The 15,117-nt window shown below is 44.7% G+C and carries 18 protein-coding genes; 3 read left to right on the plus strand and 15 right to left on the minus strand.

Annotated features, from left to right (window positions below):
* Position 1: 1 nt before the first annotated feature.
* Positions 2 to 493 (minus strand): GNAT family N-acetyltransferase, encoded by a 492-nt coding sequence (locus tag ACQKPA_RS03315; protein ID WP_427489347.1) that lies wholly within the window; start codon positions 491 to 493, stop codon positions 2 to 4.
* A gap of 179 nt (positions 494 to 672) precedes the next feature.
* Entirely contained in the window at positions 673 to 1,056 is a 384-nt protein-coding gene (locus ACQKPA_RS03320; protein WP_427489348.1) for a nuclear transport factor 2 family protein, read from the minus strand.
* Between the two features lie 129 nt (positions 1,057 to 1,185).
* Here ACQKPA_RS03320 and ACQKPA_RS03325 point away from each other — a divergent pair, with 129 nt between their 5' ends.
* Positions 1,186 to 1,446: a hypothetical protein gene (locus tag ACQKPA_RS03325; protein WP_427489349.1), complete on the plus strand. Its 261-nt coding sequence runs from the start codon at positions 1,186 to 1,188 to the stop codon at positions 1,444 to 1,446.
* Positions 1,447 to 1,602: 156 nt separating this feature from the next.
* Here ACQKPA_RS03325 and ACQKPA_RS03330 read toward each other — a convergent pair whose 3' ends face one another.
* The 11 genes from ACQKPA_RS03330 to ACQKPA_RS03380 all read right to left on the minus strand — a co-directional run bounded on the left by ACQKPA_RS03330 (position 1,603) and on the right by ACQKPA_RS03380 (position 10,631).
* Positions 1,603 to 2,034, minus strand: a complete 432-nt coding sequence (locus ACQKPA_RS03330; protein WP_427490256.1) for an STAS/SEC14 domain-containing protein — start codon at positions 2,032 to 2,034, stop codon at positions 1,603 to 1,605.
* Positions 2,035 to 2,223: 189 nt separating this feature from the next.
* Positions 2,224 to 2,913, minus strand: coding sequence for a stalk domain-containing protein (locus tag ACQKPA_RS03335; RefSeq protein ID WP_427489350.1), 690 nt, complete (start codon positions 2,911 to 2,913; stop codon positions 2,224 to 2,226).
* Between the two features lie 68 nt (positions 2,914 to 2,981).
* Complete coding sequence (locus ACQKPA_RS03340) at positions 2,982 to 4,190, minus strand: WD40 repeat domain-containing protein (protein WP_427489352.1); 1,209 nt, start codon at positions 4,188 to 4,190, stop codon at positions 2,982 to 2,984.
* A 180-nt stretch (positions 4,191 to 4,370) separates the two neighbouring features.
* Positions 4,371 to 5,906, minus strand: a complete 1,536-nt coding sequence (locus ACQKPA_RS03345; protein WP_427489354.1) for a sensor histidine kinase — start codon at positions 5,904 to 5,906, stop codon at positions 4,371 to 4,373.
* The gene (locus ACQKPA_RS03350; protein WP_427489356.1) at positions 5,903 to 6,598 is read right to left on the minus strand and encodes a response regulator transcription factor; all 696 of its coding nucleotides are present in this window, start codon (positions 6,596 to 6,598) and stop codon (positions 5,903 to 5,905) included. The genes ACQKPA_RS03345 and ACQKPA_RS03350 overlap by 4 nt, the downstream gene beginning before the upstream one ends.
* Positions 6,599 to 6,744: 146 nt before the next feature.
* Positions 6,745 to 7,287, minus strand: a complete 543-nt coding sequence (locus tag ACQKPA_RS03355; protein ID WP_427489358.1) for a histidine phosphatase family protein — start codon at positions 7,285 to 7,287, stop codon at positions 6,745 to 6,747.
* 18 nt (positions 7,288 to 7,305) lie between these two features.
* The gene (locus ACQKPA_RS03360; RefSeq protein WP_427489360.1) at positions 7,306 to 8,187 is read right to left on the minus strand and encodes a class I SAM-dependent methyltransferase; all 882 of its coding nucleotides are present in this window, start codon (positions 8,185 to 8,187) and stop codon (positions 7,306 to 7,308) included.
* A gap of 21 nt (positions 8,188 to 8,208) precedes the next feature.
* Positions 8,209 to 8,733: a GrpB family protein gene (locus ACQKPA_RS03365; RefSeq protein WP_427489362.1), complete on the minus strand. Its 525-nt coding sequence runs from the start codon at positions 8,731 to 8,733 to the stop codon at positions 8,209 to 8,211.
* 51 nt (positions 8,734 to 8,784) lie between these two features.
* On the minus strand, positions 8,785 to 9,297 hold the full coding sequence (locus ACQKPA_RS03370; RefSeq protein ID WP_427489364.1) for a DUF6886 family protein: 513 nt from the start codon (positions 9,295 to 9,297) through the stop codon (positions 8,785 to 8,787).
* Positions 9,298 to 9,355: 58 nt separating this feature from the next.
* On the minus strand, positions 9,356 to 9,838 hold the full coding sequence (locus ACQKPA_RS03375; protein ID WP_427489366.1) for an NUDIX hydrolase: 483 nt from the start codon (positions 9,836 to 9,838) through the stop codon (positions 9,356 to 9,358).
* 52 nt (positions 9,839 to 9,890) lie between these two features.
* Positions 9,891 to 10,631 (minus strand): SDR family NAD(P)-dependent oxidoreductase, encoded by a 741-nt coding sequence (locus ACQKPA_RS03380; RefSeq protein WP_427489368.1) that lies wholly within the window; start codon positions 10,629 to 10,631, stop codon positions 9,891 to 9,893.
* Positions 10,632 to 10,771: 140 nt separating this feature from the next.
* Here ACQKPA_RS03380 and ACQKPA_RS03385 point away from each other — a divergent pair, with 140 nt between their 5' ends.
* Positions 10,772 to 11,275 carry a VOC family protein gene (locus ACQKPA_RS03385; protein WP_427489370.1) on the plus strand — a complete coding sequence of 168 codons (504 nt, stop codon included), beginning with the start codon at positions 10,772 to 10,774 and terminating at the stop codon, positions 11,273 to 11,275.
* 138 nt (positions 11,276 to 11,413) lie between these two features.
* Here ACQKPA_RS03385 and ACQKPA_RS03390 read toward each other — a convergent pair whose 3' ends face one another.
* Complete coding sequence (locus tag ACQKPA_RS03390; RefSeq protein ID WP_427489372.1) at positions 11,414 to 11,620, minus strand: GNAT family N-acetyltransferase; 207 nt, start codon at positions 11,618 to 11,620, stop codon at positions 11,414 to 11,416.
* Positions 11,621 to 12,002: 382 nt separating this feature from the next.
* Between ACQKPA_RS03390 and ACQKPA_RS03395 the strand changes: the two genes are divergently transcribed.
* Entirely contained in the window at positions 12,003 to 14,135 is a 2,133-nt protein-coding gene (locus ACQKPA_RS03395; RefSeq protein WP_427489374.1) for a glycosyl hydrolase family 28-related protein, read from the plus strand.
* Positions 14,136 to 14,274: 139 nt separating this feature from the next.
* On the opposite strand, the gene ACQKPA_RS03400 is transcribed toward ACQKPA_RS03395, so the two are convergent.
* Positions 14,275 to 15,087 (minus strand): class I SAM-dependent methyltransferase, encoded by an 813-nt coding sequence (locus ACQKPA_RS03400; protein WP_427489376.1) that lies wholly within the window; start codon positions 15,085 to 15,087, stop codon positions 14,275 to 14,277.
* Positions 15,088 to 15,117: the final 30 nt, after the last annotated feature.

The raw sequence follows: 15,117 nt of genomic DNA on the forward strand, positions 1-15,117 counted from the left end.
GTCACTCCCCTTCCTCTTTACTTCTTGGTTTGATAGAACATTTCCGCTTCATCACTTCCTCATCGCCAAACCAGTTTCCCGTTTCCACAAAACCTAGATTGCTGTACAAATTTTTCGCTATCCGGTTATCCTTATGCACGGTCAGGCGTATTTCTTCACATAGCGGAAATTGGCTTTGGATCCATGATATCATCTGGAGTATAGCCGCTCTGCCATATCCTTTGCCCTGTTCCTTTGCATCTATTAAAAAGCCGTTGATCCAATAACCATCGGTTGTATTCACTTCATAAGCATGCATGATAAATCCAACCATTCGCTTCTCGTTGTATATCGCAAAGGGAATGTATTCGACTTCATCACCATCCGGTTTGATGTAGATCTTGGCAAGAGATACGGCTACCGCCGGCGCAAACCCCTGCTGTTGCTCCGAAACCTGCAATGCCAGCGCTTCTTCCCAGTTCTTTCGATTGACGGGCATTAATTCAATGTCCATATCTCTGGCCTCCCTAGCAAGAGAATACACTAAACCAAATAATACCATGTGGAGGAGCCCTGTTTCCGGGATTAAACAACTATAGATAAACTCTTCCTGCCTTCCGACCAACGCAAGAGGTGGTGCTAATACAGTTTGGAATTATCAACTCAGGTGCACCTAAAGTTCCATCTGCTCAATCAACTATAATCCTCCATCACTGCTACCTTATCGTCTCTAAACACAAATACGGACTTTCCCTTCATATGAATCTTCTCGCCGGCCTTCATACCGTTGGGGAGATCTTTAGCAAGGATACCCTCGTAGTCGATCTCAACCTGAGTCTTGTCATCTTCGAACGAATAACCCATGATCGTCTGACAACGATAGGAGAATAACGACTTGGACTGTTCGGCGATCTCTCGAAATTCCTCGATTCCTTTGGTCTCCACGTCGATCGATCCGCTTGATATGTTTCTGAACTCGATCTCCTCATGCAGAAGAGCAATCATCCCCTCGATATCAAAAAAATTATAGGCTCTTACATACTCATTAATCATGTCCTTCATTTTCATAGAATTCACACCACATCTCCCCTTCCGTCAGTTTGGGTTGCAACCATGTTCTAAAAAAACTCCGCCTTTACTGTGCACACTTCATAGCAGATTATCATTTAATATACTGACTCTACTATAGTAAAAGGAGTGATTCAAATGAGTCGTGTCAGTGCTGTTCCAGAGCCGGATTTAGTATTAATCAGCTGGTCAAGAAACCCTCTCGTTGCGGGTTCCCCGCGTAGAATCGTTGCTGCTCGTGTCATTGGCAATGCTTCTCCTTGCCGAGCTGATTTGACGCCGAATGCATTGCTAAGAACTGCCTTAGCCTGTTTACTGGATAATGATGTAGGTTTCAAAATCGTATTCCGCCAAAGAACATCCAGCATTAGCGGTTACCTGTTATTACAGCGTAATTAATGGATTTTAGAAGGAGCGGCGATCATGCTGCTTCTTTTTTTTAGCTCTTTTCATAAATATTGTTAGAAGCTTGCAAGCAAGCCAATTTCGCCACAACGTAAAGCTGTGAGCATAACAAAACCAGTTGCTATAGAGCAACTGGTTCAACATAAATACTTAACTTGGATAGTTGTTTAACCAATTGAGTGCTTGTTCATAATCATCAAAAAATTTAACGGATTCTTTGGTGTTAGATTGCTGCAGGTAATTCATGATCTCCCCTTCTTCAAGAAGAAACGCAATTGCCTTGCTATGATTCAGGATGGTGTCATTGAAGAACTTTTCTTTCCATACTTTTTGAACGGAGAAGTGGTTTGGGGTATATCCTTTTCTATCCACCAACAATTTGTACTTCAGACCTTTACCAATAAACTGCTGACATGAGTTTTCAAAACCATTAAACCATTCAATAACATCATCCGTGTTTATCTTCCCTATCAGATGAGTAACAATTAAATCTCCATTAACAACAGTACTGATATCCTTATCATTCAAAGTGGAATCATCTCCCTTAGTTTCTATTATGCGTAAACTTATTATAAAATCAATGCAAAACTAAAACCTATTCTTACATATACTAGAAGTTTGGATTGCCCAGGAAATGTCGATGCTCGTGACAGCTTTTCGAAATAAAAAAAGCTCACAGGGCATTCCTTTCACCCTGCAAGCTTCCTCGTACTATCCTCTATTCACCTTTTTCATATCTAAGCCATATCTCTATCTCTTTTATCTCTATATTTATTTCAAATGGGCAATACTTACAGCAACCTTCTCCAGCTGCGCTTTGCTTAAGGAATGATCCGGTGAGCTGATTGTCACAAAACGGTCATTGATCTGAAAGCCCAGCATGTCCGTGTCATCCGGTGTATACCATTTGGCTTTGGTCCCGTTGGACAACGTTACCGGTTTGCTGTCATATCCATGAGAGTAGTCTCTTGGGGAGATGTATACCGTCATGTGTTTGAATAACAAGTTAACGCCATCTTCCGATGCACCCGTCTTTTGATAGACATCGCCTTTTACCATCTGACTTGGAGCATACGGCGTTTGGAAACCATCAAATTTAGCGAACGCGCTTTTGATTTCTTTTAGTTGTGCATCACTGTACTTCACGTTGGTCAGTTCGATCGTCTGACCGTTTCCAGGATGGCTTCCAATCAGCACCTGGTTATTCTTCGCATCGTATCGCACAGGAACTTCCAGCACATCGGCAATCGCGCGAACCGGCAGATACGTCGTGTTCTTGTACGTAATCGGAGTCAATGTTTTGCCGGTGTTATAAACGGTACCATCCACTTGGATACCGATGCTGTGATTCAGGTAAGCCGAGATTTTCTCCAGGTTGGCTCCCGCATAGACGCCTGCCGCTCCCGTTAACGTCATTCCCAGCACGGCAACCGCCACGATTGATTTTTTCAACTGTTTCATTTCATCCATTCCTCTCGTTGTCTCACCAACTTTCCAAGTCGATGAGTTATAGTATGAAGCGCAATATCTTATTTAAAATCAATGACATGCGTCGCAATTAAAGCTTCTTTATCGTCAATCGTAATTCCTAGTCTTTTTCCAGATGGACTCCAAGTCAGCGGATAGACCGGATGGGCCGCAGGATGCACCGCTGAATAATAGGGCGCCATCCAGCTTACTTTCCCGGAAGCCGTATCAAACACATACACGCCGTTCATCCCGCTTTCATTCTCGGAGTACACATCAAAGGCTAATCTCGCAGAATCCGGCGACCATGACGGGTAAGAAATCAGATTACCTTTACCGATAAGCGATCCTTGTAAGCTGCCTGCGGCGTCATAGATCAGTAAATTGCTGCCTGAGTTCCCTTCCGTGTTGGTCGCTGTGGAGACGGCAATGTACTCTCCATCCGGCGAAATGGTGAAGCTCCATACATTTTCAATGAGATGTACCGGCTTCGACTGCCCCGGTTCAGCCACCTTAAGCACCTGATTCACATCGATATAATAGATCCGGCCTTTACTCGCTCCGAATTGGTTGTAAACTTCAACATCCTCATCCTCAATGGCGGTGGTGGTGTAAGTACCGTCCGCAGATATGAGACGTATCTCTCCCTTGCCGTTCATGGAGCCTGCCGCAAGAACATAGGTGTCTGTATCGAGCCAGCCGCCAATCTCCATGTAGTTGTCACCCTCTACCGGTATACTCTTGCCAGTACTTAGATCCTTCATGAAATTGTCTGCCGTGTACTTATCCCTCCATTTCTGAATAAAGCTATATTTACCGTCTGGCGAGATTTCTTCTTTGACAAGATGTTCGCCTGGATGCGACTCTTCATGATTCGTGAGCTCTCGCCGCTCACCTGTACTTACGTTCACTGCTTCGGAGGAATAAGCATATTGCGGTTCTTCCGTTTCGGTCGCTTCCTTGATCAGCTTGGTTGTAAGCACCTTGACCTCATTCTCCGACAGCCATGTCTCAATGTTGGACGAGGCGATCCGGTGTGTCTGATTCACAACCACTTCCTGACTGGATTGACCACTCGCTCCTTCTATAACCGTAAGTTTGCGCTCTCCTGATGCCGTCTCTCCAGCATTCGATACAAGGGGCTGGCCGGATTGATTGTTGCCTGGCTCCACAATCGTCAGCCGATCCTGGGATTGGCAAGCCGTCAGTGCTACAGCAATAACAACAGCAGACATCAACTTGAACCCATACTTACCAACTCTGTTTCTCATAACAGGTTCCTCCCAATGGCATATCCCCCAAGGAGCTTCGGCAGCTGCACAGAATGTGTCTTGGCATGCCGCCTCTTTCCCTGTTGAACTCAGTATAGAATGCGATTATCTCGATACGATATCGAGCTTGTAACGAACTTGTAAACAAATAGATAACCTTGAAAAAAGAAAGTCCAGACCTTATTCCAAGTCTGAACTTTCTTCTGTCGAAATAACCTCTGAGGATTGTGGCCGATTCATCGGCAGGGCAATCACAAACGTAGAACCGCCGGGACCCGATTCCGCAAGCTGAACGGAGCCATGCTGTTTCTCTGCCAGATTGCGTACCAGGGATAACCCTAGGCCAGTTCCTCCGTGAACCCTGGAGCGGTCGCTGCTCACCGTATAAAACGGATCAAAGATCCGTTCTCTGGCATCATCCGGAATTCCGATTCCGGTATCGCTTACCTTAATAACCATACGATCATTGCCATAAGGATCCTGGTCCACTTCGTTCGAGAGCATAACGCTCCCTCCGGGCCTGTTATATTTAATGGCGTTATCCAGCAGATTCAGAACCATATGCATCAGATTCTCCGGATCAGCCCACACCTTACCATCCGTTAAGGATGATTGAATCGTAATGTCAGATCGCTCTGCCTTGGCCTCTAACCGGGCTGCCGCCTCTTCAAGAATCGGCATAAGATCTACGTGCTCCGCATGGGTTTCGAATTCATAAATATCCATGGACGATAACTGAAGCGCCTTTTCTACCAAGCGGTATAGACGCTGTGCTTCCTTGCTGATCTGTCCTCTGGCTTCCTCAAGCAGGGCGGGATCATCGCGATACATTTCAAGCAGATCCGCATAAGCCAATATGGAGGTCAGCGGCGTTTTCAACTCATGGCTGATATTCCCGATAAACTGCTTCTGCTGTTGTTCCAGCTCCTGCAGTCTTTCGATGGCATCCAGCAGCTTCAGCTTCTCTTCGGTAAGCTGGCTCACCGACGAGGAAATTCGCCCGCTCATTTTATATATGCCTTGCGCCAGCTCGCCGAGCTCATCCTTTCGCTTCACCGTCGGCTCGCGAAGGTAGACGCCTTCACCGATCCTCTGCGCAGCCTGGTTCAGCCTACTAATGATATGCACCTGCCGCCAGACATACAGAAAACCGATCAGGAAGCCTGCGCCCAGCACCGCAAGGCCCGTCACGATAAACAGGTTCTGGATCCGGTCATAGAACGCGTGCTGCTCGGCCAGGGAGGCATGGAATTGAATCGTTCCGATCGGCTCCTCCATATTCCGAAGCGGGGCAAGATAGAGCAGCTGGTCACCTTCGGTAATATAGGCGGAACGCCCTTGCGCCGTGTGTGCCAGCGCGTCTTGTACATCCATCTTTGGCTGGAACGGAAGGGAAGTCCCCGTGAAAGTACCATCCAGCTTATACAGAGTCACCGGCATGCCGCTTTGGGTTCCAAGATCGACGGCTAGCCGTTGACCGACACTTTCCATGAAATCATCCGGCTGCGTTTGAGGATTCGTCAGTAATTCCTGATGAATCCTGAGATTGGCTGCTTCTGCTTCCTGGGCGAAGGATTGTTCCAGGCGCACCCGCTGATCCTCCCGTATCCCGGCAAGAACCAACGTGCTTAGAACAACAACGACGGCGATCAGCAGCAAAGCGAGAAGCAGTGCGACTTTCCACTTTAAGCCGAAACGCACTTTTCCTTTGCTCATGATGGAATCTCCGTGCTTTTATATCCAATGCCATAGACGGTCTGGATTACTTCGTGCTGGTTCCCCAGCTTCTTGCGCAATCGCTGGACGTGAATATCTACCGTCCGCGTGCCGCCGGCAAAATCCATATCCCATACCTGTTCTAGCAAGGCCTCGCGCGAATATACCCGCTCCGGATTCCGGGCCAAGAGAGCCATGAGGTCAAACTCCTTCGGCGTCAGCTCAAGGGGCCTGCCTTCAGCGTGAATAGTGCGATTTAACAGGTTAATGGTAAGTCCGGCTATCCGGATCACATGCTGTTCGGGGGCTTGCTTCCCGGCTGCCTCAAGAGCACGGCTTCTTCGGGACAATGCTTTTACCCTGGCAATGATCTCCCGCATGTCAAAGGGCTTCGTCATATAATCATCGGCACCTAGCTCCAGCCCGAGCACCTTATCCACAATATCGTCCTTCACCGTCAGCAGCAGGACGGCAGGACGCTGCCGATCCTCGAGCTTGCGACAAACATCGTACCCGCTAAGCTTCGGCATCATGACATCGAGCACCATAACGTCAGGATCAAACGTTTCCACGCGCTCCAGCGCTTCCTGCCCATCCCCTGCCGTCTCCACCGTATGTCCTTCCCTTCGCAGCGCATAAGCGACTGCGCTTGAGATACTGATCTCATCATCTACTACAAGTACCTTGGTCATCGCAGATACGACTCCTTTACTGGCCGATTACACATTTACTAATTCCATGATGGTAACGTATCCGGCATCATAATTCAACCAAGAGTGGTTGTAGCACGCTTCAACGGAAAAAGAGAACCCATAGGTTCTCTTTAGATTTAACCCACTTATTTTTCGAAAATGTACATGGCACCATTCCTGGGTTGTACAAATCCCTTTCCTCGGTAACTTCTTTTGTGCAATACCTGAGTCAAGACCTTCATGAAAGCGCCGTGACTGACCACTAATACGTTGCGATCACGGTAGTGTTCTTCGATCCAATCGATGATATACCCAGCTCGCTTCAGTGTCTCGCTTCGCCGCTCCACTTGCGAGCGGTGAGACAAATACCAAGCCAAGCGCCCCATCAGCAACCACATGTAGTAATGAAGCTTTAGATTTCCCAAAGGATGAATCGATTGTACCTCAATCTCTCTTAACCGATTCGTTGCTATGATGGGGCCTGGATATATCGTTTCTGCCGTCTGCACGACCCTTGGCAAATCACTGGATAAACAGACAGTCCACTCCGAATAATCACAGTCCAGGTAGGGTTGTTCAATTTCAGCGTTATTGTAAGCTTCCACCCAAGCATTGAACTGATCGGACGTCATCCATTCCCTATCAAGTTTATGTATAACTTTAAAATGTCTTACCAATCCAATTTTCATAGGGCTCCTTAAGCAAGTTTATTCTCGACCAACCGTTCCATAAGAGATCTTCATATTCGGCGCATAAGTAAACCACGAATCGCTATCAAACTCCTGGAGCAACTTGAGTTCAGCGGCATATTGGGCTTGGGCTTCTTCTACTGATAAACCTCTCTGTACGAGCTGCTCCACTACCTTTACCGGATCCTCCAGTTCCTGCCCAATGCCTTCTTCCTTCAAGGACTGAAAAAGTCGAACCTTCTCTGTTGCATCCATATTCTGATCTAAAAAATTCACCTTGTCACTTACTCGGCACCCCACATTCCGTAATCCCAATTGACTTAGAAGAATAGGAAGCCTCATGCCGATATTCCCGTCTTTTCCGCTATCTTTGGCGCTCGCTTCATACAATTTCTGTAATATGCCCAGACGGACGACTTCAGACTGCTGAATTCCATCGAAGCCATAATTAGCCGTATTAGCAATCCAATGAGGCTCAAAACAAATGACTCGTCCGCCGTCCAGTACACTATCAATCATTTTCTGAAGGATATCCCGGGGACTCTTCATATGTAATAAAAACGCGTGGCAGAGCGCAATGTCGTACTGACGATGCACCTGAATTTCTTCGATATCTCCTTGAATCAATTCAACGGAGTGTGGCAGCTTGTCAAAGATTTGCCTTGCTTCCTTGATCAAATCTTCACCTTTGTCTATACCTGTGTAGGTTGACCCGTCGGGTAAAAGCGGGAGAAGCTTTAATCCTAGATACCCATAACCACAACCATAATCCACAATGTTAACGGGAGCGTTTATTTTCCAGACGTTCTTAACCAAAAACTCCAGGTAGTCGTCATTGTAATATAACCATCTGGTATTCCTCAGGTATTCGATTTTGGAATTCCAGTAATATTCGGACATCCTCTTTACTTCCTTTCTGCGTCAAGATTCTAACTCTGTATCCAGCTTTGCCTTACGGATCACTTCACGAATGAAATCAGCCTTGCCGTTGGTATAGGCTACTCGGTCATGTTTGAACTTGCTTTCCAGAACTTTTTTTAAGGAATAGTACTGATCCCTCGTGTCCGGATGGTTCTTCAAATACTCCCTGAATAAAATCTGGTCGTTCCACTGTTGGCCTTGAACCTTGTAAACATGAAGATGATGCGTTCCTGCCCGCCATTGCCCTCTTCGAAAGAACAGCCGCTCCGGAAACTCCGGTTTAACAACATATTCATAGCCGATCCCTGCCAGATTCTCAATGTAATACTCATCGACTTCCTCTAAACTAAGAACACCGGCCATCATATCGATGGTCGGTTTCGATCCTAAGCCCATCACCGATGTGCTCCCGATATGTTCAATGTGAACGTCAAGGCCTTTCAGTGCCGACTCAATTTTCGCTTTTTCCCGGTTGAACTCATCTTTCCAGTCCGGGTTGTATGGTGTGACAATCACTTCTTCCATGGGATGTTTCCTTTCGATTGCAGATAGTAAACCTGCCTATTTAAATACAGCTCATCCCTCTGATCTGGCATTCCTCATCCGAATCATGGAAAAATTCACCGATGAAGCTGGAATACGTTCTTTTAGCGGCATCAGAGAGGGGGTAATTCTTAATTCAATGCCTTCCTGCAGGATCGACGCGACCAGATCGTCCATTCGTTCTATACGTACCGGAGCAACGGTTTTCATTGCAATATAATATCCCGCATTCGCATCAAAAAGCTCAAAATCAGTCGGATCAAAGCTATACCGGTAGACGCACCCTGTTCTCACCCGCTCATACCACGCCGCTTCGATCGCAATCATCCTGCGCGCGTACGACATGCCGAAGAATGTCTCCACATCCGCTTTAGTTGTACCCTCCACAGCTTCCACGCAAACTCTCGGACACTCTCTTGGAAAATAATAATGCGGAGCATGATGCGCATCGATGGCCCATACCTTAGCCGGTTCATTATTCTGATTGTATAGGATCCTCGGTTCAAATATTGGAATGTCCGGTTCCTCGCTAAAATGATACAGCACGATCAGATTGCCTCCCGTATATGGATTGACCACGACTACCAATGGCCAGCTCGAATGCCTATATATTCCGTCTCAGCTTAATTTCAAACTCCGGTTTCGTAATATATTCCATATAGACGACCTCTCGATTAAAATCCAAATAAGCCTGAAATCGCGTACGAATGGCCGGGGCCGTAATCAATTGAAGCACTTCATCCTTAGGGATCCAACGACTGTCCGTCGTTTCATCCGAAATGCTCAGTTCTCCCCCCGTAGGCTTACACACAAAATCCATCATCACTTTCGTTGGAACCACAGCGACGCCGCTATGTCCCGGATAGGTTGATGTATTGGAATAGACGCCGATCAGATGAGAAACGATGGTATCCATGCCGCTTTCCTCTTTGATTTCTCTTATCAATGCATCCACTAGATTTTCTCCGGCTTCCACCTGCCCACCTGGAAAAACCCAGCCGCTGCGATGACCCTTCACCAATAGAATCTCACCGCATTCATTCTCAACTACGCCGCCGACAGCGACGATATGTGTTGGCATCAACATGATAGATAACACCTCCGATAGATAAGATATACCTCAACTTTCACAAGGTCCCTTAGATTTCGTCATAATTCACAATACTTCCGGTTGCAATATCCTTGTCGATGATACGTAACAGATGCACCCCGATTTCCTCTGTAGATAGAAGCTGCCCTGACTCATGCGCATGGGTGAAGGCTTTGGCCATTTCAAACTCCTGCTCATTTTTCCCTCTAGCCATTCTTTGCATATCCGTGTCCACCATACCTGGATTAACCGCAATGATCTCTACCGGATTTGGCCTGTGCCTTTGCTCGCCCCCTACACTTTGCGTAAACATATTGATTCCGGCCTTGACCGAACAATAGACACTCATCGTAGGTGCTGGATATATGCCAGAGCCTGAAGAGATGTTGATGATTTTCTTCCGAATGGACAACCCCTCCGTTTTCTTGATGAAGCCGGAAGTTAGAATCATAGGGGCAACCAGACTGATTTGCACATTCATATGAATATCTCTTGCATCACATTGTTCAATGGCCTTCAGTGGTTCAAGCATGGACGCATTATTGATTAGGCAGATCCTATCCGCGTGAACAGGATCCATCTCGTCAAACACTCTATCCACAAGCTCCTCCAGCCCCAACGTATCGCTCAGATTATATACATGGTGTCTGTATTTTGGATGGCTGCTCAATCTCTCGGACGTTCCTCTCGCGATTCCATGCACTTCATGGCCCTTCTCTAGGAGCATATAAGCCAGTTGCTCGCCGATCCCTCTTGAGGTTCCCGTAATGATGAATTGACTTCCACTCATTGTTTTAACCCTCCGTTATCCTAAAAAGTTAGCTTCGTGCTATATTCCAGGAATAAATCGCAATTGGAAAGAAATCGTGTTAAGAAGGATATGGTACGATTGCATTACATTCTATTACCTGTGATGAAGGAGTTGGAATTATGAAGAATAGAGTCCAAAAGATTTCGCCAAACCTGTGGTTTGATCACCAAGCTGAGGAAGCAGCCCTGCATTACGTCTCTATTTTTAAACATTCACAGATCGAGCGTATCACCCGCTACGGTGCAGAAAAAAATGATAACCATACGTTTGCCGAAGGTGCGATAATGACTGTGGAATTCCTGCTGGAAGGCCAACATTTTGTTGCCCTAAATGGCGGTCCGCATTTTACCTTCAATGAAGCCATTTCATTTATTGTGCATTGCGAAACCCAAGAAGAATTGGACTATTATTGGGAGAAGCTGTCTGAGGGCGGCGACGAGAAAGCCCAAGTATGCGGTTGGCTGAAGGACAAGTTCGGTGTATCGTGGCAGATCGTCCCGGCTAACCTAAGCGAAATGATAACCGACTCCGATCCGGCAAAATCCGAACGCGTCATGAAGGCTTTACTTCAGACGAAATCAAAAATCGACATGCAGACGTTACAGCAAGCCTACGAGGGGTAGGGAAGGCGGCCTTTAAGGTGGCCTTTTTCTTTACTTTATGATTCCTTCTAGATCGAGGCATGGCAGCCGTGATTACATCCAAACCCAAGTTCATGCGTGATCCGTACATCACCCTTCACTTCTTTAAAACCCAGCTTCTTATAAAAATCGGGCCGCTTTGGGGTTGTCCGTTCTTAACACGAGTTTGCTGTAATGACTGCTCGCCTTATGTATTACCGTTTCGACCAGCCTTCTCCCGGCACCATGATGCCGAAATTCCTTTAACACATACAATCTGCGGAGCCTGCCTATGCTTCCGTCAGAATACGGATCACGATTCAACCCGCAAAGTTGAAGGAATTCCACAAGATTATCGACCTTATGAGTTTTCTTTTCTTAGCATTCAGGCCTGAGGAGACAATTTCAAAGAAACATTTATTAGCAAAAGTAATATACTAATACGAGAACTGGTTGCTCAAAAAAGTTAACTCTCCTTGGCATATATTTAGTTTTACTTTGTACCGTCACAGGAAGGGGTGAAAGCAGTCATGAATTCTGATAATTCACATCTTATTTTCACTGGGGCTAAAACTGTCTCAGGTAAACAAAAGGAGTTCTATTGCCTCACTTTCCATTGTAGTTTAGTGTGTCTTAGAGAATGGGGTACAGGGAGCACTTATTTGGGACAATTAAGATTATATAATTTATCTCAACTTGGATTGACATAAATAAGGTGAGGTGATTCCAATTGAGTGACCTTAATTACGAAGATATTTTTTACAAAGATGCCATAGATAGAGTAAGCACCGTTATAAGCGCCTTAGGTAAGTTTCATAGTGAAGTACTAGTAAATATTAAGGATTTTGGTGCGAGAGGCGATGGCTCTGATGATACTGATGCAATACAGAGGGCCGAGGATTATGCATCTAAGATCAAATGCTTTTTGTGTTTTCCTCCTGGACGTTATAAGATCTCTAAGCCCATTATTAAAAAATCTCTCTCTCAATGGAGAGGTATTAACGCGACAATATATAGCCAAATCACAAATGGCGTAAGTTTTTCCCTGGTTGTTGCAAGTAGAACAAGTGATTGGAGTATTGATGGACTTTCTTTTGAGGCGATTGACCATGCAACCTTTGAAGCAAAGGGCTTGACTGCTAGTTTCGGTACTGTTGGGTTGTCTAATGCATGCATTGACGCATATTGTTCAACCAGATTTCTCATTCAGAATTGTTTATTTCGGCGATTTTCTCAGGGAATCCTTTATCGAGGATGCACTCAATTCGAAATAGTGTCAAATAAGTTCTACTCTGATAATGGTAAAACACTAGATTCCATGCAAAGTAAACAGTATAGTAAATTTCTTAGATATGCCTATACAGGCGCTATTGTGTTTGCATATAAAAGTGGTTATGAGAATCAAAAAGCCTCAGACTTTCTAATATCGAGAAACTATATAGAGGTGCCAGGCTTGGATATAGGAATAGATGGATTGGCTCAGACACCAGACGAGAATCCTGGATTGATACAATCAAATATCATTAAAGGGGCCCATTGCGGAATTCAAGTGTATAGAGGAAGTTTCAACATTCCCTCTAACTCTCCGACATTTAGGGCAAATTTATTGATACAGAATAATAGAATATGTCTTACTTGGGAACAAGGTATATATATACGAACATGTATAGGCGTTCAAGTAAACGATAATTATTTGGAAATGACTGGTCTGTCAGGAACAAGCAGATCGGGTGCATCTGTTGGTGGAATTGTAACAAGGGCAGATGCATTTGGTAATTTCCCAAATTACTTCTCTGCTTCCCCAGACGTACCAGTCACGATCTCTAATAATTATATAATTAATCCAGGTAGTATATCTGATTTAGATGGCGCAATCCAAATACGGGTCTCTTATTGCCATGTAATGAATAATATAATCATAAAAGAAAAGGATAAATTTCCTAATCGTTCTGGAAACGGAATACTAGTAGATAATGGTGAAGGGATTATAGGCTCTGTTATTTTTGGAAATAAAGTTAAGAATCATAATAGCGGTATAAGATGGATCGGAACATTAAAGAGTCACGACTCAAACTTTTATTCACGAGTTGAACACAATATTATTGAAGATTGTGCGTTGGGCATTTACGTAGATAGTTATCGTACAAATTCAATAAAGATATGTAGCAATTTCACACAGGGGTGCTCTGTGGGAATAACTATAAAGAATTCTCCTTACACCTCTTGTGAAAATAATACTATCGCTAACTGTATAGAAGGCATTCAGTTAGGTGCTGGTAATCTTGCATCTGATTATTTGTATTTAAAAAGTGGTGGGATAATTCCTACATCAAAAGGAAGAGCTGGCGGTACATTAATCGTTAAGAACAATGAATTTACTAATACAGCAACTTCTCATTCGATAACTAATACAATTCCAGGGGATATTCATTTTTTTGGTAGATGCATCGTTTGGAAAGGAGATGTTGTCGATGGCACGACAATTGAGATACATGAAGTTATCGATATGCAAGAAAAACTATTTTCGGTAAAGACTTGGAATAAAGGGGATATCATTTCGAGTACTTCTATTATCAAAGGGGCTCCATATAAAAAAATATGTGTAACCGGTGGCACATACGGAACCTATAACCTCAGTGAAACTGGCAATATTAATGCCGGTTCCAAGGTTATCAGCAATGTATCCAATATTAAGGACGTTGGTAAATGGATGATTCTATCGGTTAATGGAGAAGTCCGAAAAGTTATAGATATTGATTATAATAGCAGAACAATAATCATGGATTCTCCATTCTCAGCAACAATTAATGGTGCAAGCATATTGTTTAATATTCCGACATGGATTGAAATCAATCTTATATAAGAGATAAAAAGACTGGGGTTATATTTCACCAGATAGCTGTCATATCTCTCGAATACTTTCTCGCCGTGAGACTTCTCACACTGGTTTCTACTGCATACAAACAATAATTCAATCTACTTCACCCTCTATGAAAGTTCCCTTATCGTTTCTGCCCAATAAACAACAAATGAGATGAAACTCCCAAAATGCTAGGGTTCCCCGCTTCCTTATAGATCAGTTTCATTACTTCCTGGAATTCCTCTCCCCCACGGGACCGCCAATAATCGAACTGCTCGGCCTTGAAGGAGCCTGCTATACTTGACGAGCCTATCAATTTAATCGTCTTGAAGCCATGCGATTCCATGAAAGGCTTGATATCCTCCAAGTTGTAATAATATGCACCGGTAAATCGTCCTTCATCGCTATGATTGAATATCCCGGTCCTAACAAATTCCTTAATGCTGCTGATATTATCATTCGGTTTCCAATGTTCCGGAAATGATAATGATGTCATCAGATGCCGAATTCGGGTCATGAATGCCACAAAGACGTAGCCTCCCTCTTGTGTAACGCGATACAATTCCCGAACGGCCATAGACCGATCTTGTTCTGTCTGTAAATGGTATAGCGGTCCCATCATAAGTGCTGCTTCAAACAGCTCATCTTGAAAAAGGCTAAGATCGTTGGCATTGGCGCGGTGAAATCCTTTGAACTGGCCGGTTAACTTGAGTTCCTCAGCTTTAGCAGCCGCAACCTCGACTAATCTTGGCGTAAGATCTGTTAAGGTCACATCGTAACCCTTCTTCGCTAATTCCATCGAATACTTCCCAGGTCCCGCTCCGTTATCCAAGACGTGACCTTTCTCAGGCAGCATACTCAAGATATGATGCAGATTGACAATAAATTCAATGGGTTCCCTATCCAAGCGCCCCCATTCATCGAAGGCATTATAATAATCGATCACTTTGTTCAACTGAGTCCCCCCTCCATATACAAGCATCTT

It is taken from the genome of Paenibacillus sp. NPDC093718, assembly GCF_050279985.1.
Classification (GTDB): domain Bacteria; phylum Bacillota; class Bacilli; order Paenibacillales; family Paenibacillaceae; genus Paenibacillus_AQ.